General features: G+C 70.1%; 16 protein-coding genes and 1 tRNA gene. 10 read left to right on the top strand and 7 right to left on the bottom strand.

What is annotated here, in order from left to right:
* Positions 1-130 precede the first annotated feature (130 nt).
* Together aptA and M6I34_RS00305 are read left to right on the top strand one after the other, a co-directional pair.
* Positions 131-1,483, top strand: a complete 1,353-nt coding sequence (aptA, locus tag M6I34_RS00310; protein WP_272483728.1) for an omega-aminotransferase AptA — start codon at positions 131-133, stop codon at positions 1,481-1,483.
* Between the two features lie 322 nt (positions 1,484-1,805).
* Positions 1,806-4,181, top strand: coding sequence for a putative bifunctional diguanylate cyclase/phosphodiesterase (locus M6I34_RS00305; RefSeq protein ID WP_272483727.1), 2,376 nt, complete (start codon positions 1,806-1,808; stop codon positions 4,179-4,181).
* 5 nt (positions 4,182-4,186) lie between these two features.
* On the opposite strand, the gene M6I34_RS00300 is transcribed toward M6I34_RS00305, so the two are convergent.
* The 5 genes from M6I34_RS00300 to acs all read right to left on the bottom strand — a co-directional run bounded on the left by M6I34_RS00300 (position 4,187) and on the right by acs (position 9,263).
* Positions 4,187-4,277, bottom strand: a tRNA-Ser gene (locus M6I34_RS00300).
* Positions 4,278-4,339: 62 nt separating this feature from the next.
* The gene (locus M6I34_RS00295) at positions 4,340-6,409 is read right to left on the bottom strand and encodes a sodium:solute symporter family protein (RefSeq protein ID WP_272483726.1); all 2,070 of its coding nucleotides are present in this window, start codon (positions 6,407-6,409) and stop codon (positions 4,340-4,342) included.
* Positions 6,409-6,672, bottom strand: a complete 264-nt coding sequence (locus M6I34_RS00290) for a DUF4212 domain-containing protein (protein ID WP_272483725.1) — start codon at positions 6,670-6,672, stop codon at positions 6,409-6,411. Before M6I34_RS00290 ends, M6I34_RS00295 begins: the two co-directional genes overlap by 1 nt.
* Positions 6,663-7,250, bottom strand: coding sequence for a tetratricopeptide repeat protein (locus M6I34_RS00285; protein ID WP_272483724.1), 588 nt, complete (start codon positions 7,248-7,250; stop codon positions 6,663-6,665). The genes M6I34_RS00290 and M6I34_RS00285 overlap by 10 nt, the downstream gene beginning before the upstream one ends.
* Positions 7,251-7,280: 30 nt before the next feature.
* Positions 7,281-9,263: an acetate--CoA ligase gene (acs, locus tag M6I34_RS00280; protein ID WP_272483723.1), complete on the bottom strand. Its 1,983-nt coding sequence runs from the start codon at positions 9,261-9,263 to the stop codon at positions 7,281-7,283.
* Between the two features lie 167 nt (positions 9,264-9,430).
* Here acs and M6I34_RS00275 point away from each other — a divergent pair, with 167 nt between their 5' ends.
* The 6 genes from M6I34_RS00275 (at position 9,431) to M6I34_RS00250 (ending at position 17,696) form a co-directional block, all read left to right on the top strand.
* The gene (locus M6I34_RS00275; protein ID WP_272483722.1) at positions 9,431-10,954 is read left to right on the top strand and encodes a fumarate hydratase; all 1,524 of its coding nucleotides are present in this window, start codon (positions 9,431-9,433) and stop codon (positions 10,952-10,954) included.
* 217 nt (positions 10,955-11,171) lie between these two features.
* The gene (locus M6I34_RS00270; RefSeq protein ID WP_272483721.1) at positions 11,172-12,764 is read left to right on the top strand and encodes an ABC transporter substrate-binding protein; all 1,593 of its coding nucleotides are present in this window, start codon (positions 11,172-11,174) and stop codon (positions 12,762-12,764) included.
* Positions 12,765-12,908: 144 nt separating this feature from the next.
* Positions 12,909-13,850 carry an ABC transporter permease gene (locus M6I34_RS00265; protein ID WP_272483720.1) on the top strand — a complete coding sequence of 314 codons (942 nt, stop codon included), beginning with the start codon at positions 12,909-12,911 and terminating at the stop codon, positions 13,848-13,850.
* Positions 13,850-14,791 carry an ABC transporter permease gene (locus M6I34_RS00260; protein ID WP_272483719.1) on the top strand — a complete coding sequence of 314 codons (942 nt, stop codon included), beginning with the start codon at positions 13,850-13,852 and terminating at the stop codon, positions 14,789-14,791. The genes M6I34_RS00265 and M6I34_RS00260 overlap by 1 nt, the downstream gene beginning before the upstream one ends.
* A gap of 4 nt (positions 14,792-14,795) precedes the next feature.
* A complete protein-coding gene (locus M6I34_RS00255) occupies positions 14,796-16,478 on the top strand; it encodes an ABC transporter ATP-binding protein (protein ID WP_272483718.1) in 1,683 nt (560 codons plus the stop codon).
* A gap of 642 nt (positions 16,479-17,120) precedes the next feature.
* Positions 17,121-17,696 carry a TMEM165/GDT1 family protein gene (locus M6I34_RS00250; RefSeq protein WP_272483717.1) on the top strand — a complete coding sequence of 192 codons (576 nt, stop codon included), beginning with the start codon at positions 17,121-17,123 and terminating at the stop codon, positions 17,694-17,696.
* A gap of 111 nt (positions 17,697-17,807) precedes the next feature.
* Here M6I34_RS00250 and M6I34_RS00245 read toward each other — a convergent pair whose 3' ends face one another.
* Entirely contained in the window at positions 17,808-18,209 is a 402-nt protein-coding gene (locus tag M6I34_RS00245; protein WP_272483716.1) for an NINE protein, read from the bottom strand.
* Positions 18,210-18,231: 22 nt separating this feature from the next.
* Entirely contained in the window at positions 18,232-19,674 is a 1,443-nt protein-coding gene (locus M6I34_RS00240) for an amidase (RefSeq protein WP_272483715.1), read from the bottom strand.
* A 132-nt stretch (positions 19,675-19,806) separates the two neighbouring features.
* Between M6I34_RS00240 and M6I34_RS00235 the strand changes: the two genes are divergently transcribed.
* Together M6I34_RS00235 and M6I34_RS00230 are read left to right on the top strand one after the other, a co-directional pair.
* On the top strand, positions 19,807-21,315 hold the full coding sequence (locus tag M6I34_RS00235; RefSeq protein ID WP_272483714.1) for a M81 family metallopeptidase: 1,509 nt from the start codon (positions 19,807-19,809) through the stop codon (positions 21,313-21,315).
* Positions 21,316-21,340: 25 nt separating this feature from the next.
* On the top strand, positions 21,341-22,108 hold the full coding sequence (locus tag M6I34_RS00230) for a type III pantothenate kinase (protein WP_272483713.1): 768 nt from the start codon (positions 21,341-21,343) through the stop codon (positions 22,106-22,108).
* Positions 22,109-22,157: the final 49 nt, after the last annotated feature.

The raw sequence follows: 22,157 nt of genomic DNA, 5'->3' as shown, positions 1-22,157 counted from the left end.
CAGTCACGACACGACAATCACTTGCAGATTTCTTCAAGTCAGCTGACATAACTTGCCATTCCCAAGACTAACACCGATCCGCACAATCGCGTCGACCACCCCACCGACACGACGACGAGGATCGACGGCCATGGACATGACCGACCGCGAGCACCTGCAGGACCGGCCCCGCACCGACGCGGAATGGCTCGCCGCGCACTGGATGCCCTACACCGGCAACCGGGACTTCAAGGCGAACCCCCGGCTGCTGACCGGCGCGCAGGGTGCCTGGTACACCAGCCACGACGGGCGCCGGATCTTCGACGGCCTGTCGGGCCTGTGGTGCACCGGCCTGGGTCACGGCCGCAAGGAGATCGTCGACGCGGTGAGCCGGCAGGCCGCCACGCTGGACTACTCGCCCGCCTTCCAGTTCGGCCACCCGCTGTCGTTCGAGCTGGCCAACCGGATCGTGGAACGGATGCCGGCAGGCCTGAACCGCGTCTTCTTCACCGGCTCCGGCTCGGAGTCGGCCGACACCTCGCTGAAGATGGCCCGCGCCTACTGGCGCGCGAAGGGCCAGGCGGGCAAGACCCGACTGATCGGCCGGATGAAGGGCTACCACGGCGTGAACTTCGGCGGCATCTCGGTCGGCGGCATCGTCGCCAACCGCAAGCTGTTCGGCCAGGCGGTCGAGGCCGATCACCTGCCCCACACGCAGCCGCCCAACGGCAGCTTCTTCCGCGGCATGCCCGACAGGGGCGCCGAGCTCGCCGACGAGCTGCTCACGCTGATCGCGCTGCACGACGCATCGAACATCGCCGCGGTGATCGTCGAGCCCTTCGCCGGGTCGGCCGGCGTCATCGTGCCGCCGAAGGGCTACCTGCAACGCCTGCGCGAGATCTGCACCGCGCACGACATCCTGCTGATCTTCGACGAGGTCATCAGCGGCTTCGGACGCACCGGCCACTGGACCGGCGCCGAGGCCTTCGGCGTGACGCCGGACATCATCAACGTCGCCAAGCAGGTCACCAATGGCGTGCAGCCGCTGGGTGCGGTGATCGCCCGGCAGGAGATCCACGACACCTTCATGGCGGCCGGCGGGCCCGACTACATGCTCGAATTCCCGCATGGCTACACCTACTCGGCGCATCCGGTGGCCTGCGCCGCCGGCATCGCCTCGCTCGACCTGCTCGAGCGCGACGACGCGATGCAGCGGGTCCGCGAACTCGCGCCGGTCTTCGAGGACGCGGTGCACGGCCTGAAGGGGGCCCGGCACGTGGCCGACGTGCGCAACATCGGCCTGGCCGCTGGCATCACGATCGACTCGCTGCCGGGCGAGCCCGCCAAGCGCCCCTGGGAGATCGCGATGGCGATGTACCGCAAGGGCTTCTACGTGCGCTACGGCGGCGACACGATCCAGCTGGCCCCGCCCTTCATCAGCACGCCGGCGGAGATCGCGAGCCTGGTCGACGCCCTCGGCGAGACGCTGCAGGAAACCGCCTGAGGCTGCGGCGCTCTCGCCTTGCCGAACGGGCGCCCCCACGGGCGCCCGTTTCGCTTCCGGCCCGAAGGCGCGTGGCCCCTGCCCGACGCGCGACGCGCCGCTCGTCCGGGCCCGCCCGCCGCACGTCGCGGATCGCGCGTGCGTGAGACATCCGGCACAGGATCTTCCTTGTTCGGCCGAAAGAATCCGGTCGTGATCCGCCCACCCGGGCCGGTTTCAGCCGGCTTGAAGAGCCCCTGCCGATGCCATGTCCAGTCACCAACCCGTGCAAGGCCGAGCGCACTCGCCCCGCCCCCCGCACGGACAGAGCGGCGCCCTCGCCATGAGGCTGCTGCCGCGCGGCATCAGGCTGCGGATGACCCTGCTGCTGCTCGCGCTGCTCGTGGCAGTGCAGGCCGGCGCCTTCGTGGTCATCAGCCACCTCGGCACGCAAGTGGCCGGCAGCCCGGGCGACTCGCAGCTGGACGCCGCGCGCGACCGGCTGGAGCGCGAACTGGACGGGCGCGAGGCCTCGTTGAGCGAGGCGGCAGCGGCGATCGCATCGAACGCGACGCTGCTCGCGGCGGCCAGGGCGCGCAACGCCCGTCAGGTCCAGGGCCTTCTCGAGTCGCAAACCGCCCGACTCGCGGCCGACATCGTCGGCTTCGTGTCCGACGACGGCCGGTTCGCGCTGACGCGCGCCCGCGGGACCTGGTCGCGGCAGGCATTTCCCGGCTCCCTGTCGCTGTCGCCGGGTCGCCGTCCCGCAGTCGGCACCTTCGGCGATGTCCAGGGCCGTCTCTACCTGGTCGCGGTCTCGAGGGCCGGCGGCAAGGGTCCGGGGCACCGGGTAGTCGTCGGGCAGGCGATCGACGAGCGCCTGGCCGCAGCGCTGGCCGGGGCGCCCGGGGTCGAGCTGAGCGTCGCGAAGCGATCGGACGACGGAAAATGGCAGCTCGCGTCGCGCGGCGGCCGGCCGCTGCCGGAGATCGCCAACCCCTCGATCGCCGCGATGCTTCCCCCCGAAATCTCCGAACTGCTCGACGTCTTCCGCCCGCGCACCCACCGGACCGCGCGGATCGAGCTGCCGACAGGCGACACGGAGTCGGCGATCCTGCTTCGCCAGCCGATCGGCGAGCTGGAGAGCACCGTCGAGCTGCTGCGGGCGACCTTCGGCCTGGTGACGGCCGGGGGCATGCTGGTGTTCATGCTGGGCAGCGCGGTGATCGCCGCCTCGATCACGCGGCCGATCCGGCAACTCGCGGCCGCCGCGCAGCGCGTGCGCAGCGGCGACGCCGAGGCCAGCTTCGCGCTGGCTCGCCGCGACGAGATCGGCGATCTGGCCGACAGCCTCGAGCACATGCGCCGCGGCATGGCCGCGCGCGAGCAGGAGGTTTCGCGCCTCGCCTACCGCTGCACCCTGACCGGGCTGGACAACCGGGCGAGCTTCGCGGGCAAGCTCGAGCAGGCGGTGCACGACGCATCGCACAGTCACGACCCCGGCGGCGCGCGTTTCGCCGTGATGCTGATGGACCTGGACCGTTTCAAGTGGGTGAACGACACGCTCGGTCACCACTGCGGCGACCAGGTGCTCGCGATGGTCGCCGACCGGCTCCGGGATGCCCTGCCCCAAGGCCAGACGATCGCGCGCCTGGGCGGCGACGAGTTCGCGATCCTCGCGCAGACCGCCGACGGCAGGATCGACTACCTCGTGTCCTGCATCGGCCGGGCGCTGGAGTCGCCGATCACGGTGGCCGGCCAGAAGGTCGACGTCGGGGCGAGCATCGGCGTCGCGCACTTCCCCGAGCACGGGACCGCGCCGAGCGACCTGCTGCGCCACGCCGACGTGGCGATGTACGCCGCGAAGCGCCAGGGCGTGCTCTGCTCGGTCTACGACCCCGCGTTCGACACCAATCGGGAGCACCACCTGTCGCTGCTCTCCGAGCTGCGCAACGCGCTGGACAGGCCGGAGCTGCTGCTCGTCTTCCAGCCCAAGGTCGCGCTTCGCCCCGACCGGCCGACGGCCGGCGCCGAGGTGCTGATGCGCTGGGAGCACCCGACGCGCGGCCTGGTCGCGCCGGACGACTTCATCCCGTTCGCCGAGAAGACCGGCTTCATCCGCGAGATGACGCACTGGCTGCTGAAGCGCTCGATCGCGCAGGCGGCCGCCTGGCGAAAGGGCGGGCGCGAGGTGGAGCTGTCGGTCAACGTCTCCGCGCGCGACCTGGTCGACGATCTGCTGCCGCAGCGGATCGCCAGCCTGCTGGCGCTCGAATCGCTGCCGCCCAGGCTGCTGTGCGTCGAGGTGACCGAGAGCGCGCTGATCGAGGATCCGGACCGGGCAGCCGAGACCCTGCGCGCAGTGCGGCAGCTGGGCGTCCAGGTCGCGATCGACGACTACGGCAGCGGATTCTCGTCGCTCTCCTACCTGAAGCGGCTCGCGGTGACGGAGCTCAAGATCGACAAGTCCTTCATCGCCGGCATGGGAACCAATTCGCACGACAACGCGATCGTGCGCTCGACGATCGAGCTCGGCCACAGCCTGGGGCTGACCGTGACGGCCGAAGGCGTCGAGACCGAGCGCCAGCTGGCGATGCTCGAGGAAATGGGCTGCGACAAGGTGCAGGGATTCCTGTTCTCGCCGGGCGTGACGCGGGAACGTTTCGAGGAATCGCTGGAGAACCTCCGGCCGGCGCGCAGGGCGCGCAGTCTTGCCTAGCCGAGTGGCGGAGGGAGGGGGATTCGAACCCCCGAAGGGCTGTTAACCCTTACACGCTTTCCAGGCGTGCGACTTAAACCACTCATCCATCCCTCCGGAACCCGCCATTCTAGCAAACGAAAGGGCCGGCAAGCGCGCGGCCGGGCCGGCACCGCCGCTCAGGGCGCGCGCAGGTTCGGGTAGCGCAGGCTCTCGACCAGCTCCTGCGTGCGGGGATCGGGCACCGGCGTGACCAGTGAGACCAGGTAGATCACCACGAAGCCGAGCGCCACGCCGAAGACCCCGGCCGAGATCGGCTGGATGTTCCACCACAGCTCGGTGACCGGCGCGGTGCGCGGAATGCCGAGGAAGAGCTCGCGCAGCCAGGGCTGGTTCAGGGTCATGTAGTAGAAGGTGATGCCGAAACCGGCGATCATGCCGAGCGAGGCGGCGATGCCGGTCGTGCGCTTCCAGAACACCCCCAGCACCAGCGCCGGGAAGAAGCCGGCGGCCGCGAACGAAAAGGCGGCCGACACCAGGAACAGGATGTCCGCAGGCTTCTGGGACGCCACCAGGGCGGCCAGCACCGCCACGATCAGCAGCAGCATCTTCGACATCAGCACGCGCCGCGCCGCCGCCGCGTTCGGGTCGATCATCCGGTAGTACAGGTCGTGCGACAGCGCGTTGGCGATCGTGAGCAGCAGCCCGTCGGCGGTGGACAGCGCGGCGGCCAGCCCCCCCGCCGCCACCAGGCCCGACACGACGTAGGGCAGCCCCGCGATCTCGGGCGTGGCCAGCACCACGATGTCGCCGCCTATGGCGATCTCCGCCCGCTGGACGATCCCGTCGCCGTTCACGTCTTCGATCGACAGCAGCCCGGGGTCGACGCGGGCCCAGGAGTGGACCCATCCCGGCAGCTCGGCGAAGGCGGAGCCGGTGATCTCGCTGTAGACCACGAACTTGACCAGCACCGCCAGCGCCGGTGCGGTCACGTAGAGCAGCAGGATGAAGAAGATCGACCACGCGACCGAGTTGCGCGCCTCCCGGACCGACGGCGTCGTGTAGAAGCGCATCAGGATGTGCGGCAACGCGGCCGTGCCGACCATCAGGCAGAACATCAGCGCGAGGAAGTTCTTTCGGGCGTCGCCGCGCGCCTCGGCGTCGGCGCCCGGAAACGGCTCGGCGTGGCGCGCCAGCGGCGCCCCGCGTCCGGCCAGCGCGGCCTCGCGCTCCCAGGCGGCCACCGCCGCCGCCACGTCGCGCGGATAGACTGCAAGCGCGTCCTCGGCGCGCTCGATCGCGCCCGGGCTGCCCGAGGCCCGCGCCTCGATCAGCGCGCGCTCGAGCGACGCCCTGCCCTCGCTCCACGCCTGCGCCGGATTCTCGAGCTTTCGGGCGGCCGCCTCGGCGCGAGCGGTGAAGATCCGCCTGACCTCGTTCTCCTGGCGGTCGGCGATCAGCTTCTCCTCGAGCTGCGTGACCTTGGTGAGCTGCTCGCCGTAGGCGATCTGCGGCACCGGGATGCCGGTCTGCTTCACCGACAGCCACACCACCGGGATCATGTACGCGATGATCAGCACGATGTACTGCGCCACCTGCGTCCAGGTGACCGCCTTCATGCCGCCCAGGAAGGAGCACACGAGCACCCCGGCCAGCCCCAGGAAGATGCCGATCTCGAAGGGCACGCCGGTCAGGCGCGTGGTGATGATGCCGATCCCGTAGATCTGCGCGACCACGTAGGTGAACGAGCACAGGATCGCGATCAGGATCCCGATCAGGCGCGGGATGTGGCCGCCGTAGCGCGCGCCGAGGAAGTCCGGGATCGTGAACTGCCCGAACTTGCGCAGGAAGGGCGCGAGCAGCAGCGCGACCAGCACGTAGCCGCCGGTCCAGCCCATCACGAAGGCCAGCCCACCGAAGCCGGTCAGGTACAGGGTGCCCGCGAGCCCGATGAAGGAGGCCGCCGACATCCAGTCGGCGCCGACCGCCATCCCGTTGAACATCGCCGGCACCCGACGTCCGGCAACGTAGTACTCGGCGGCCTCGTTGGTGCGGCTGACGATGCCGATCGCGGCGTACAGCACAACGGTGGCGACCAGGAACACGTAGCCGATCGTCTGCCGCGGCATGCCGGCCTGCTCGAGCAGCGCCAGCGCGACCACGAACAGCGCGAACCCGCCGGTGTAGATGCCGTAGACGCGCCTGAGCTGCGCGCGGAAGGCCTTGCCGCTCGCGCCCCCGCCGTCCATCAGTAGTCCTCTTCTTCGCCGACGCCGTAGTCGCGATCCATGCGGTTCATGCGCCAGGCGTAGAAGACGATGATCGCGAAGTAGACGAGCAGCGCCCCCTGGGCGCCCATGAAGAAGGAGAACGGCCAGCCGAAGAAGTCGAAGGTGAGCCACGGCGCGCCGAACACCAGCACGAAGCTCACGAAGAACCAGATCGCCAGCAGCACCGAGGTCAGCCGCAGGCTCTTGCGCCAGTAATCGCGATGCCGCGCGCTCAGCCGCATCCGCCCTCCCCCGCCGCGGCGCAGACGCCGGTCTCGCGCTCGAGCCGGCGCGCGACCGCCGGTTCGAAGCCCGCCAGGTGCCGGATCGTGGCCGCGACCCGGTCGGCGCGGCCGAGCCGGTGATACGCGTGGGCGAGCTGGTACCAGCCGTAGGGCGACATCGGCTGCAGTGCGGTGTTGCGCTCGAGCAGGGGGATCGCGTCCGCGGGCCGGGCCATCGCGAGCATCGAGATCGCCTTGCCGTACCAGGCGCGGTCGAAGCGCTCGTCGAGCGCGATCGCCCGGTCGAAGGCCTGGTTCGCGCCGTCGTGATCGCCGAGCTGCTGGCGCGCGAAGCCCAGGTTGAACCAGGCCGAAGCCGGCGCGTCGCTCAGCGCGGCGCTTCGCTCCAGCCAGGGCAGCGCCGCGGCGTAGTCACCCGCGGCGGCCTTCAGGAAGCCGATCGAGGCCAGCGCGCGGGGATGGGACGGCGCGAGCGCCAGCGCCCTTCCCCACCAGCGCTCCGATGCCTCGCTCGCGCGCAGCAGGCGCGACAGCAGCGCCATACGGGCGCAGAGCCAGACCCGGAGCGCGATCATGGACGCGCGCGCGGCCCGCCCCGGTGACGATCAGTTGGCCTGCTTCAGCTGGTCGAGGATCGCCGGGTTCTCGAGCGTGGACACGTCCTGCGTGATCTCCTCGCCCTTGGCGACCGAGCGCAGCAGCCGGCGCATGATCTTGCCGGAGCGAGTCTTGGGCAGGTTCTCGCCGAAGCGGATGTCCTTGGGCTTGGCGATCGGCCCGATCTCCTTGCCGACCCAGTTGCGCAGCTCGTTGGCGATCTTCTTCGCGTCTTCCGCCGAGGGCCTGGCCTGCTTGAGCACAACGAAGGCGACCACCGCCTCGCCGGTCAGGTCGTCGGGGCGCCCGACGACGGCTGCCTCGGCCACCAGCGGGTTCGACACCAGCGCCGACTCGATCTCCATCGTGCCGAGCCGGTGGCCCGACACGTTGAGCACGTCGTCGATCCGGCCCATGATCCAGAAGTAGCCGTCGAGGTCGCGGCTGGCGCCGTCGCCGGCCAGGTAGTAGCGGCCCTTGAAGTCGTCCGGGTAGTAGCTCTTGCGGAAGCGGTCGGGGTCGCCCCAGATCGTGCGGATCATCGACGGCCACGGCTTCTTGATGACCAGGAAGCCGCCCTTGCCCTTCTCCACGTCGGCGCCGGTCTCGTCGACGATCGCCGCGGCCACCCCGGGCAGCGGCATCGTGCACGAGCCCGGCTTGAGCGCGTGAACGCCCGGCAGCGGCGTGATCATGTGGCCGCCGGTCTCGGTCTGCCACCAGGTGTCGACGATCGGGCAGCGCTCGCGCCCGACGTTCGTGTAGTACCACATCCAGGCTTCGGGGTTGATCGGCTCGCCGACCGAGCCGAGCAGCCGCAGCGAGGACAGGTCGTACTTGCGCGGATGGTGGTCGGGACTGGCCTCGCCGGCCTTGACCAGCGACCGGATCGCGGTCGGCGCGGTGTAGAAGATCGACACCTTGTGGCGATCGATCATCTCCCAGAAGCGCCCGGGGTTCGGGAAGGTGGGCACGCCCTCGAAGACCACCTGCGTGGCGCCGCACGCGAGCGGGCCGTAGGCGATGTAGGTGTGCCCGGTGACCCAGCCGATGTCGGCGGTGCACCAGAAGACGTCTTCGGGCTTGATGTCGAAGGTCCACTTCATCGTCAGCGCGGCATGCAGCAGGTAGCCCGCCGACGAATGCTGGACGCCCTTGGGCTTGCCGGTGGATCCCGAGGTGTAGAGGATGAAGAGCGGGTGCTCGGCGCCCACCCACTCGGGCTCGCACTGCGCGGGCTGGCCGGCGACGACCTCTTCCCAGCCGAGGTCGCGGCCGGGCTGCATCGCCACGTTGCCGCCGGTGCGCCGGAAGACGACGACCTTGCGGACCGCGTCGCAGCCGCCCATCGCGAAGGCCTCGTCGATCGCGGGCTTGAGCGGAATGTGCTTGCCGCCGCGCACCTGCTCGTCGGCGGTGATCACCAGCGTGGCGCCGGCGTCGATGATCCGCTCGTGGATGCTCTTGGCCGAGAAGCCGCCGAACACGACCGAGTGCACGATGCCCAGCCGCGCGCAGGCCTGCATCGCCACGACGCCCTCGATCGACATCGGCATGTAGACGATCGCCCGCTCGCCCTTCTTGAAGCCCATCGCGCGCAGGCCGTTGGCGAAGCGACAGACCCTGTCGTGCAGTTCACGGTAGGTGACCCGGGTCACCTTGCCGTCGTCGGACTCGAAGACGATCGCGGTCTTGTTCTCGACCGGCGTGCCGAGGTGCCTGTCCAGGCAGTTCCAGGAGACGTTCAGTTCGCCGTCGTCGAACCACTTGAAGAACGGCGCGTTGGAGTCGTCGAGCGCGCGGCTGAAGGGCTTGCGCCACACCAGGTGCTCGCGGGCCAGGCGGGCCCAGAAGCCGGCGTGGTCCTTCTCGGCCTCGGCGCAGAGGGCCTGGTACTGGTCCATTCCCGCGATCGCGGCCTGCTCGACGAAGCTCTGGGGCGGCGGGAAGAGACGCCCTTCCTGGAGCACCGATTCGATCTGAGCGGACATGTCCCATCCTCCATCTTTTTTGCTGGATTTCCACTTATACAAGAAAAATTCTGCGCAGACTGCCTTACGGACGCCTTACGGAGAGCGGCCGCGCGGGGGCCTGCCGCCCGGCCGGGAGCCATCGGCAAATCCGCTAAACTCGGCCCGATTTCCGCGAGGACCGACCCATGACCGTCATCAAGCAGGACGACCTGATCGAATCGGTGGCCGCCGCGCTGCAGTTCATCAGCTACTACCACCCGCGCGACTACATCGAGCACCTCGCGCGGGCCTACGAGACCGAACAAGGCCCGGCCGCGAAGGACGCGATCGCGCAGATCCTGACCAACTCGCGGATGTGCGCCGAGGGCCATCGCCCGATCTGCCAGGACACCGGCATCGTCAACGTGTTCCTGAAGATCGGCATGGGCGTGCGCTTCGAGGGCTTTTCCGGCTCGATCGCCGACGCGGTCAACGAGGGCGTGCGCCGCGGCTACCTGAACCCGGACAACACGCTGCGCGCCTCGGTGGTGGCCGACCCGCAGTTCGAGCGCAAGAACACGAAGGACAACACCCCCGCCGTGATCAGCATGGAGCTGGTGCCCGGCGACACGATCGACGTGACCGTGGCCGCCAAGGGCGGCGGCTCGGAGAACAAGTCCAAGCTGGTGATGATGAACCCGTCGGACTCGATCGTCGACTGGGTGCTCAAGACCGTCCCGACGATGGGCGCCGGCTGGTGCCCGCCCGGCATGCTCGGCATCGGCATCGGCGGCACCGCCGAGAAGGCGATGCTGATGGCCAAGGAATCGCTGATGGACCCGATCGACATGTTCGACCTGCTGAAGCGCGGGCCGTCGAACAAGGTCGAGGAGCTGCGCATCGAGCTCTACGAGAAGGTCAATGCGCTGGGCATCGGCGCGCAGGGCCTCGGGGGCCTGACCACGGTGCTCGACGTGAAGATCGCGATGTTCCCGACGCACGCGGCCTCCAAGCCGGTCGCGATGATCCCGAACTGCGCCGCCACCCGGCACGCGCACTTCGTGCTCGACGGCTCGGGCCCGGCCTACTGCGAGCCGCCGCCGCTGTCGGCCTGGCCGAACGTCAACTGGACGCCCGACGTGAAGGCCTCGAAGCGGGTGAACCTCGACACCCTCACGGAGGAAGAGGTCGCGTCGTGGAAGCCCGGCCAGACGCTGCTGCTGTCCGGAAAGATGCTGACCGGCCGCGACGCCGCGCACAAGCGCATCCAGGACATGCTCGCCCGCGGCGAGAAACTGCCGGTCGACTTCACGAACCGGGTCATCTACTACGTGGGTCCGGTCGACCCGGTGCGCGACGAGGCGGTCGGCCCGGCCGGCCCGACCACCGCCACCCGGATGGACAAGTTCACCGAGATGATGCTGTCGCAGACCGGCCTGATCGCGATGATCGGCAAGGGCGAGCGCGGGCCCACCGCGATCGAGGCGATCCGCCGGCACAAGGCCGCCTCGATGATGGCGGTCGGCGGCGCGGCCTACCTGGTGTCGAAGGCGATCCGCAGCGCGAAGGTGGTCGGCTTCGCCGACCTGGGCATGGAAGCGATCTACGAGTTCGAGGTCCAGGACATGCCGGTGACCGTGGCGGTCGACTCCAGCGGCACCTCGGTGCACCAGACCGGCCCGGCCGAGTGGCAGGCGCGGATCGGCAAGATCCCGGTCGCGACCGCCTGACCGGTCGCCGGGGACCGACCGCCCGGGCCCTTTCGCCCCGGATTGGGGCGCCCGCCCCCGCCGCGGGGCGGGCACGATTCCTGCATTCCATCTGCCGGGGCGCGCGGGGCGCGGCCGCCCGGATCTCGCGGTAACATTCCGCGAAGCCGGCTTTCGGGCCGGCTCCGGAACGGCGCATCCCAACGCGTTGTCGTACACCAAACAGCGGAGGCTTCACATGGCAGTCAGTTTCAGGCTCAAGTCGGTCATCGCGGCGGGCATCGTCGCGTTCGCCGCCTTCCAGGGCCCGCAGGTCGCGGCGCAGGAGAAGGTTCTCAAGGTCATCCCGCACTCGAACCTGGCCATCCTCGACCCGATCTGGACCACGCAGTACATGGTCCGCAACCACGGGTACATGATCTACGACACGCTGTTCGGCACCGACGCCAAGAGCCAGATCAAGCCGCAGATGGTCGACTCCTGGACGGTCAGCGACGACAACCGCCTGTGGACCTTCAAGCTGCGCAAGGGCCTGGTGTTCCACGACGGCGCGCCGGTCACCGGCGAGGACGTCATCGCCTCGCTGTCGCGCTGGGGCAAGCGCGACGCGATGGGCCAGAAGCTGTTCACCTTCGTCGAGCGGCTCGACTCGCCTGCCCCGGACACCTTCCGGATCTTCCTGCGCGAGGCCTGCGGCTTCGTGCTCGAGGCGCTCGGCAAGCCCTCGTCGAACGTGCCCTTCATCATGCCGAAGCGGGTCGCCGAGACCCCGGCCGACAAGCAGATCGACGACTACACCGGCTCGGGCCCGTACGTGTTCGTTCGCGACCAGTACAAGCCGGGCGACAAGGCGGTCTACGCGAAGTTCGACAAGTACGTGCCGCGCAACGAGCCGCCGTCGGGCACCGCCGGCGGCAAGAAGGTCTACGTCGACCGGGTCGAGTGGAACCTGGCGCTGCGCGACGCGCAGCAGCAGGTCAACGCGCTGATCCGCGGCGAGGTCGACATGATCGAGCAGCCGGCCTTCGAGTCCTACGCCGCGCTGCGCGCCGACCCGAACGTCGAGATCGTCGACAACAACCCGCTCGGCTTCCAGTACATGCTGCGCTTCAACCACCTGCACAAGCCCTTCGACAATCCGAAGGTCAAGGCGGCGGCGATCATGGCGCTCAACCAGGAGGCCTTCCTGAAGGCGCAGGTCGGCGATCCGAAGCTGTACAAGGTCTGCGCGTCGATGTTCACCTGCGGCACGCCCTACGCGTCGAACGCCGGCGCCGAGGCCCAGAACCTGGGCAAGGGCAACCTGAAGAAGGCGCAGGAGATGCTGAAGGCCTCGGGCTACGACGGCACGCCGATCGTGGTCATGAAGCCGACCGACCTGGCCTCGATCACCAAGCTGCCCGACGTGGCCGCCCAGCTGCTGCGCCTGGCCGGCTTCAAGGTCGACCTGCAGTCGATGGACTGGAACACGCTGGTCTCGCGCCGCGCGAAGAAGGACCCGCCGGCCCAGGGCGGCTGGAACATCTTCGCCACCGCGTGGGTCGCGCCCGACATCTGGAATCCGCTGACCAACGCGGCGATCGGCGCCGGCGGCGACAAGGCCTGGTTCGGCTGGGCCAACTCGCCCGAGATCGAGAAGCTGCGCGACCAGTTCGCGCGCGAGACCGACGACGCCAAGAAGAAGTCGCTGGCCCAGCAGATCCAGAAGGCCGCCTTCGAGTACGGCACGCACGCGCCGCTCGGCGAGTACGTGCAGCCGGCGGCCGTCCGCAAGGGCGTCAAGGGCGTGGTTTCGGGCCCGGGCAACTTCTACTGGAACATCCAGAAGTGAGGTCCCGGCGGCGGCGCCCCGCAGCGGGCGCTGCCGCACCGGTCTTCGGACCGGCGGCCTGACCGCGGGGCCGGCTGAGTCCGGCCCCGTGCCGTTTCGGGCGCCGGCGGCGCGCGCGCCGCCCTTCCCTCCGGAAACGAATCGATGACAGGTTTTCTGATCAAACGGATCGCGGCCACGATCCCGGTGTTGCTGATCGTGGCGGTGCTCGTCTTCCTTATGCTCCGGCTCACGCCCGGCGACCCGGCCGCGATCATCGCCGGCGACGCCGCGAGCCCCGAGAACATCCAGCAGATCCGCGAGCAGCTGGGGCTCGAGAAGCCCTTGCCGGTGCAGTTCGGCATCTGGTTCTCGAACCTGCTGCAGGGCGAGCTCGGCGAGTCCTACTACTTCAAGATGCAGGTCACCGAGCTGATCGCGCAGCGGCTGGAGCCGACCTTCGCGCTCGCCTTCGTGACCATCGTGCTGGCGGTCGCCGTGTCGGTGCCGCTCGGCGTTCTTGCCGCCTGGCGGCACGGCGGCTGGATCGACCGCGCGCTGATGGGCTTCTCGGTGCTCGGCTTCTCGCTGCCGGTGTTCGTGCTCGGCTACCTGCTGATCTGGCTGGTGTCGATCAAGCTCGAGTGGCTGCCGGTGCAGGGCTACTCGCGGCTGGCCGACGGCATCCTGCCCTTCCTGCGGCACATCATCCTGCCGGCGCTGGCGCTGGCGGTCATCTACATCGCGCTGATCGCGCGCGTCACCCGGGCCGCGGTCGCCGAGGTGCTGACCGAGGACTACGTGCGCACCGCGCGCGCCAAGGGCCTGCCCGAGATGCGGGTGCTGATCCGCCACGCGCTGGCCAATGCGGCGGTGCCGATCGTGACGGTCATCGGCATCGGCATCGCGCTGCTGATCGGCGGGGTCGTGGTCACCGAGTCGGTGTTCGGCATCCCCGGGCTGGGCAGGCTGACCGTCGACGCGGTGCTCGCGCGCGACTTCCCGACGATCCAGGGCGTGATCCTGTTCTTCTCGTTCGTCTACGTGCTGATCAACCTGCTCGTCGACCTCTCGTACCTGGTGTTCGACCCGAGGATCCGCTACTGATGACCCAAGCTCAAACGACCCCGGCCGACGACACGCTGTCGGTCGAAGCGGCCGACATCGTCGAGCGCCCCTCGGTCTGGAAGCGGCTCTCGCGCAACTGGAGCGTGCGCATCGGCGGCGTGGCGCTGGCCGTGCTGGTCGCGATCGCGCTGGCCGCGCCGGTGCTCGGCACCGTCGACCCGACGCTGTTCGACCCGTCCAGCCGCGACCTGCTGCCCGGCGAGACCGGCGAGATCATGACGATGGAAGGCGAAATGGTCGCCCACGAGTTCATCATGGGCTCCGACTCCTTCGGTCGCGACATCTACAGCCGCGTGATCTACGGCACCCAGGTCTCGCTGATCGTGGGCATCGCCTGCGCGCTGGTCTCGACCTTCCTCGGCGTGCTGGCGGGCCTGGGCTCGGGCTACATCCGCTGGCTCGACGGCCCGCTGATGCGGGTGATGGACGGGATCATGGCGATCCCCGGCATCCTGATCGCGATCGCGCTGGTCGCGCTGTGGAAGGCCAGCCTGATGACCGTGATCGTGGCGATCGCGATCCCGGAGATCCCGCGGGTCACGCGGCTGGTGCGCTCGCTGGTGCTCACGATCCGCGAGGAGCCCTACGTGGAGGCCGCGCTGTCGCTCGGCACGCCGGGCTGGAAGATCATGTTCGGCCACATCCTGCCGAACACGATCGCGCCGCTGATCGTGCAGGCCACCTACATCTGCGCGTCGGCCATCCTGGTCGAGGCGATCCTGTCCTTCCTGGGCGTGGGCCTGCCGACCGACATCCCGACCTGGGGCAACATCATGGCCGAGGGCCGGGTGCAGTTCCAGCAGTATCCGCACAACGTGTTCTTCCCCGGCATCTTCCTGGCAGTCACCGTGCTGGCGGTGAACATCCTCGGCGACGGTCTGCGCGACACGCTCGACCCCAAGATGGCCAAGCGGGTGTAACGCAATGAACGCTTCCGAAATGAACAAGGAAACCCGCGACGCGCCCGCTGCCGGCCAGGCGCCCGGCGCACCGGGGAACGGGCCCGTCCTCGAGATCCGCGACCTGTCGATCGCGCTGCCCCGCGGTGGCGACCGCAAGCGGGCGGTGGCCGACGTGAGTCTCACGGTGAACCGCGGCGAGATCGTCTGCCTGGTCGGCGAGTCCGGCTCGGGCAAGTCGGTGATCGCGCAGGCGGTCATGGGGCTGCTGCCCAAGCAGCTGCCGGTGCTCGGCGGCGAGATCCTGCTCGAAGGCGAGAACATCGCGCGGGCCAGCGAGGCGCGGCTGCGCGAGCTGCGTTGCGTGCGCATGTCCATGATCTTCCAGGAGCCGATGACCGCGCTGAACCCGGTCATGCGCTGCGGCGCGCAGATCGACGAGGTGCTGGCGATGCACACGAAGCTGGGCGCCGCCGAGCGGCGACAGCGGGTGCGCCAGGTGATCGAGGAGGTCGGCCTGCCCGACCCCGACCGGATGTACGACTCCTACCCGCACCAGCTTTCGGGCGGCCAGCGCCAGCGGATCATGATCGCGATGGCGCTGATCCTCGAGCCGGTGCTGCTGATCGCCGACGAGCCGACCACCGCGCTCGACGTGACCACCCAGGCGCAGATCCTGCGGCTGATCGCCGACCTGCAGCACAAGCACGGCACCGGGGTGCTGTTCATCACCCACGACTTCGGCGTGGTCGCCGAGATCGCGAACCGGGTCGCGGTGCTGCGCCTGGGCGACATGGTCGAGACCGGCACCAAGCAGGCGGTGCTGACCGACCCGCAGCATCCGTACACGAAGATGCTGATCGGCTCGGTGCCCGGCATCCACCCGAAGCACCGCGGCGCCGACGAGTCCGCACCCGTCGTGCTGAAGACCGACAAGCTCGCGAAGGTCTACTCGAGCGGCGGCTTCCTGCGCGCCAGGCACGAGGTGCGCGCGGCCACCGACGTGTCGCTGCAGATCAGGCGCGGGCAGACGCTCGGCATCGTAGGCGAATCGGGCTCGGGCAAGTCCACGGTGGCGCGCTGCATCGCGCGGCTGATCGACCCCACCTCCGGCAGCGTCGAGATCAGCGGCGAGAACATCGCGCGGATGTCGCACCGCGACCTGCGGCCCTTGCGCCGGCGCATCCAGGTCGTGTTCCAGGACCCGTACCGGTCGCTGAACCCGCGCCGCACCGTCGGCGAGTCGATCATCGAGGGGCCGCTGAACTACGGCACGCCGCGCAGCCAGGCGATGGCCCGCGCCCGCGAGCTGATGGAGCTGGTCAGGCTGGACCCCGCCGCGCTCGACCGCTACCCACACCAGTTCTCCGGCGGCCAGCGGCAGCGGATCTGCATCGCCCGAGCGCTGGCGATGGAGCCCGAGCTGCTGATCGCCGACGAGGCGGTGTCGGCACTCGACGTGTCGGTGCAGGCGCAGGTGATGCGGCTGCTCGACGAGATCCGCGACCGGCTGCACCTGGCGATGCTGTTCATCACCCACGACCTTCGGGTGGCCGCGCAGGTCTGCGACCACGTGATGGTGATGTCGAAGGGGCAGGTGGTGGAGTACGGGCCGGCGGGCGAGGTGTTCGGGAATCCGAAGCACGAGTACACGAAGGCGCTGTTCGCGGCGGCGCCGGGCCGAGACTTCGCGTTCGCGACGGGCTGACCGCTCGGGGGGCCTGCGCCCGGGCAGCGAGCAGGGGCCGGCTTTTCCGGACACGGTGCTGCGGCCCCGCTTCGCGGGGCTGCCCTCGCCTTCGTCGTCCGCGGCGGCTCGGGCGCAACTCGCGATTCCGTCGGAATCGCTCAGACAGCGCCCTCGCTGATCGCCGCTCCCTTCCGAAGCGCTCGGCTGGCACAGTGTCCGGAAAAGCCGGCCCCTGCTCCCTGCCCTGGAGGTTCCGACGTTCGGTCGGTCAGCGGGCCGCGAACGCTGTAGCGTCGCGGCCTTGGTTGCCAGGGCGACACCGCGGCTGGCGATGCCGTCGGGACGTGCTTCGTCACGCCCGACGAAGAGCACGACATCCAGGGCCGGTCGGGGACGAGCCCGCGCTCGGGCGCCTGTGCAAGGCGAGCGCTTCGGAAGGGAGCGGCGATCAGCGAGGGCGCTGTCTGAGCGGTCCCGCAGGGACCGCGAGTTGCGCCCGAGCCGCCGCGGACGACGAAGGCGAGCGAACCCCGCGAAGCGGGGCGCAGCACCGGCGCCCGAGCGCGGGCTCGTCCCCGACCGGCCCGGGCGCGCGCCCACTGGCGGCTCCGGTAGAATGCGCGGCTTCTTCGGAGAGCCACCCAAACAGGGATCGCTCGATTGGAAGCCTTTCTCGTTTCGACGGGTATCGTCGCGCTCGCGGAAATCGGCGACAAGACGCAGCTGCTGTCCTTCATCCTCGCCGCCAAGTTCCGCAAGCCCTGGCCGATCGTACTGGGCATCCTGGTGGCCACGATCGCCAACCACGCGTTCGCCGGCGCGATCGGCACCTGGATCACCTCGCTGATGAGCCCGGAGACGCTGCGCTGGGTGCTCGGCCTGTCCTTTCTGGCGATGGCCGCCTGGATCCTCGTGCCCGACAAGTTCGACGAGAAGGACGCGAAGCTCGCTCACATGGGCGTGTTCGGCACCACGCTGGTCGCCTTCTTCCTGGCCGAGATGGGCGACAAGACGCAGATCGCGACCGTGGCGCTGGCCGCCCAGTACCACGCCTTCGTCGCCGTCGTGGCCGGCACCACGCTCGGCATGATGATCGCCAACGTGCCGGCCGTCGTGCTCGGCGACCGCATCGCCCACCGTCTGCACGTGAAGCTGGTCCACGGCATCGCGGCGGCGATCTTCACGGTGCTGGGTATCGCGACGCTGCTGGGCGCGGGCGAGCGACTGGGCTTCTAGCACGACCTCCAGGGCGCACGCTGCAAGGCGAGGCGCAGGTCCGGGCGCACGCCGCAAGGCGAGGCGCAGGCCCGGGCGCACGCCGCAAGGCGAGGCGCCGCCCCGCTCGCCCTAGCCGCGCTCGCGATTGCGCACCGTGATCTGCTCGTTCAGCGTCCAGTAGTCGTACAGCCAGCCCAGGCCGAACAGGCCCAGCGTGAGCAGGTAGAGAATGCCGGTCAGCCACTTCCCCATGTACATCCGGTGCACGCCGAGCAGGCCCAGGAAGGTGAGCAGGATCCACGCCACCGAATAGTTGATCGGCCCGTCGTGGAAACGGAAGTCGGCCTGCCGGTCCATCGAGGGGATCAGGAACAGGTCGATCAGCCAGCCGATTCCGAGCAGGCCCAGCGTGAAGAACCAGATCGTCCCGGTCACCGGCTTGCCGTAGTAGAAGCGGTGCGAGCCGGTGAATCCGAAGATCCACAGCGCGTAGCCGACGACCTTCGAGTGCGTGTCCGGGACCTGGGTCATGCCGGTCTCCCCCTTGCCTGCGTCAGGCGATCGGCGGCCGCACCTTGTGCCAGTCGGTCGCCGCCTCGTACGCCGCCGCCGCGCGCAGGCACAGGTCCTCGCGATGGTTGGGCGCCACCAGCTGCAGCGCGATCGGCAGCCCGTCGTCGCTGAACCCGCAGGGCTGAACGATCGCCGGCTGCTGGGTCAGGTTGAACGGGTAGGAGAACGGCGTCCACCAGGTCCAGTCCTGCACCATGCCGATGTCCAGCCCGTTGGGCGGCTCGGGCATCACGCGCCCCACCGCGAAGGGCAGTACCGCGGTGGCCGGGGTCAGCATCAGGTCGTAGCGCTGGGCCAGCCTGGCCATCGCCAGCGCGATCTGGGCGCGCTTGAGTTGCGCGTCCATGAAGTCGGCGATCGTGTAGCGCTCGGCGTAGTCGATCACCTCGCGAAGCCCCGGGTCGAGCCTCTGCAATTTCTCCTCCGGCAGCCGGTGCAGCAGGTGGCGCGCCGAGCTGAACCAGTGCACGCGGAACACGTCGGCGCAGTCGTCGAAGCCCGGGTCCACCCGCTCGACGATCGCGCCGAGCTCGGCGAACTTCTTCGCGGCGGCATCCAGCGCGTGCTCGATCCGGGCGTCGACCCACTTCACGTAGCCGAGCCGCGGGCTGTAGGCGATCCGCAGGCCCTTGATCCCGTCGGCGCGCCGGCCGGCCGCGACGTCGGCGCTCCAGTCGCGGTCGGTGGGCGGCAGGGACATCCAGTCGCGGCTGTCGGGGCGCGCGATCACCTCGAAGAGCCGCGCGCAGTCGGCAACCGTGCGGGTCTGCGGGCCGATGTGCGCCACTGTGCCCATCGGCGACAGCGGGTAGGCCGGGATGCGACCGAAGTGCGCCTTCAGGCCCACGGTCCCGGTGAACGCGGCCGGGATCCTCACCGAGCCTCCGCCGTCGGTGCCGACCGCGAACGGCCCCAGGCCGGCGGCGACCGCCGCCGTCGCCCCGCCGGACGAGCCGCCGGGCGTGGTGTCGAGACGCCACGGGTTGCGGGTGATGCCGTAGACCGGCGAATCGGTGCTGCCGCGCCAGCCGAACTCGGGCGTGGTCGTCTTGCCGAGCAGCACTGCGCCGGCCTCGCGCAGCCGCGCGGTGGCCGGCGCGTCGACGTCCCACGGCCCGGCCGGGTCGGTGGTCAGCGAACCGCGCAGCGTGGGCCAGCCCTTCGTGAGGATCAGGTCCTTGATCGAGGCCGGCACGCCGTCGATCGGGCCGAGCGGCTCGCCGCGGAGCCAGCGCGCCTCGGAGGCCCGCGCGTCGCTCATCGCCGACTCGTGATCGACCAGGCAGTAGGCGTTGAGCCGGGGGTTCAGCGCGTCGATCCGGTCGAGGATCGCGCGGGTCGCGTCGACCGGGGACAGCTCGCGGTCGCGATAGGCCTTGGTGAGCTCTTCGGCGCCGAGCCAGGCGATCTCGTCGTGCTTCATCGGTGGGGTCTCCAGGATGGCATGGCCGCTCGCCGCGGACGGCGTTCCGCTCGCAGCGTAGCAAAGTGGCGCGGCGCCGCGCCTTCCTCTACGCTCGCGGATCCGGAAATCGACACGACAGGACCAGCGGAAATGGCACGGATCGCCGTAGGCGGCATGCAGCACGAGACGAACACCTTCGCGCCTTCGAAGGCCGACTACGCTGCCTTCGAGGACGGTGGCGGCTGGCCCGGCGTACAGGTCGGCGACTCGCTGTTCGACGCGGTCGCCGGCGCCAACATCCCGGTGCAGGGCGCGATCGAGGCGCTGCGCGCGGCCGGCCATTCGCTGGTGCCGCTCGCCTGGGCCGCGGCCTCGCCGTCGGCGCACGTGACCGTCGATGCCTTCGAGCGGATCGTCGGCGCGCTGACCGAGCGGCTGCGCGCGGCGCTGCCGGTCGACGGCGTCTACCTCGACCTGCACGGCGCGATGGTCACCGAGCACCACGACGACGGCGAGGGCGAGATCCTGCGCCGCGTGCGGGAGATCGTCGGGCCCGACGTGCCGGTCGTGGCCAGCCTCGACCTGCACGCCAACGTGACCCGCGGCATGGTGGCCCACGCCGACGCGCTATCGATCTACCGCACCTACCCGCACGTGGACATGGCGGCCACCGGCGCCCGCGCCGCCGGCCTACTGACGCGGATGCTGGCGACCGGCCGGCGCTTCGCGAAGGCCTACCGCACGCTCGACTACCTGACCGGCATCCCGTCGCAGAGCACCTTCATCGAGCCGGCCAACGGGCTGTACGCGCTGCTGGAGCGGATCGAGCAGCGCAGCGGCGTGGCGCTGTCGTTCGCGCCGGGCTTCCCGATGGCCGACTTCCCCGAGTGCGGAATGTCGGTGGTCGGCTACGGCGACAGCGAAGCCGCGACCCGCGCGGCGGTCGACGAGATGGCCGGCGCGGTCGCCGACGCCGAGAAGGACTTCGCGCTGGCCCTGCTGACGCCCGACGAGGCGGTCGAGCGCGCGATGGCCCGCGGCGCGCCGGGCGCGCCGGTGGTGCTGGCCGACACGCAGGACAATCCGGGCGCCGGCGGCAACGGCGACACGACCGGGCTGCTGGCGGCGCTGATCCGGCATCGCGCGCAGGACGCGGTGCTCGGCATGCTGATCGACCCGCCGTCGGCGCGCCGCGCCCACGAGGCGGGCCAGGGCGCCACGCTGGATTTCGCGCTGGGCGAGATCTCCGGCGTGCCCGGCCACGTTCCGCTGGCCGGGCGGTTCACCGTCGAGCGGATCGGCGACGGCCGCTTCACCTGCACCGGGCCGATGTTCAAGGGCTTCCGGATGCAGCTCGGCCCGATGGCGCTACTGCGCTCGGAAGCCGCGCCCGGCATGCGCGTGGTGCTCGCTTCGAGCAAGTGCCAGGCCGGCGACCAGGAGATGTTCCGGCACCTTGGCGTGGAGCCGATCCGCCAGCGGATCGTGGCGCTGAAGAGCTCGGTGCACTTCCGCGCCGACTTCCAGCCGATCGCCCGCGAAGTGCTGGTGGTGCGCTCGCCGGGCCCGGCGCTCGCCGACCCGGCCGACTTCCGCTGGACCCGCCTGCGCCCCGGCATCCGGATGCGGCCGCTCGGGCCGGTTTTTGGCGGCGCCTGAAGCCCGGTTTACACTGCCCCCCACCATGAGCTACCTGCTGATCGACATCGGCAACACCTTCCTGAAGTGGGGCACCTATGGCGAGGCGCCGGCCGAAGGCCGCGCGCTGGCGCTGGACCGGGCCCAGCTCTTCGGACGGGTGCTGCACGAGGAAACCTCGATGGTGATGGCCGAGTGGCGTCGCCTGCCGACGCCGTCGAAGATCGTCATCGCCAACGTGGCGGGCACCCGGGTCGTCAACCCGGTGCTGCGCGCGCTCGAGGTCTGGCCCGACGCCCCGGAACCGCACTGGGTGACCTCGAAGGCCGAGCAGTGCGGCGTGCGCAACGGCTACCTGAACCCGGCCGCGCTGGGCGTGGATCGCTGGGCCGCGATGATCGGCGCGCGCGCGATCCTCGGCGAGCGCCCCGCGCTGGTCGTGGTGTGCGGCACCGCCACCACGATGGACCTGCTGACCGCCGAAGGCGAGTTCGTCGGCGGCGGGATCATGCCCGGCCTGGGCCTGATGGTCCGCGCGCTGCACCTGAACACCGCGACCCTGCCCGACGCGCAGGGCGACTACGTGGACTACCCGAGGCAGACGGTCGACGCGATCGCGTCCGGTTGCGCGCATGCGCAGGCCGGCGCGGTCGAGCGCCTGTACTTCCTGCACAAGCGCAAGCATCCGGACCTTCGCTGCATCATCTCCGGCGGTGCGGCCCGCACGCTGGGCCCCCGGCTGACGATCGAGTTCACCTACCACGAGAACCTGGTGCTGGAAGGCCTCTACCAGATCGCCGCCTCGCTGCCCTGAGCCGCCTGCGCACGCGATCCTGAGCCTTCCCCCTTCCCGCTTCCCCCTT

The sequence above is a fragment of the Zeimonas sediminis genome (assembly GCF_023721795.1).
Lineage (GTDB): Bacteria > Pseudomonadota > Gammaproteobacteria > Burkholderiales > Burkholderiaceae_E > Zeimonas > Zeimonas sediminis.
The sequence above is the reverse complement of the archived record's forward strand: the minus strand, read 5'-3'. Positions and strand labels throughout refer to the sequence as shown.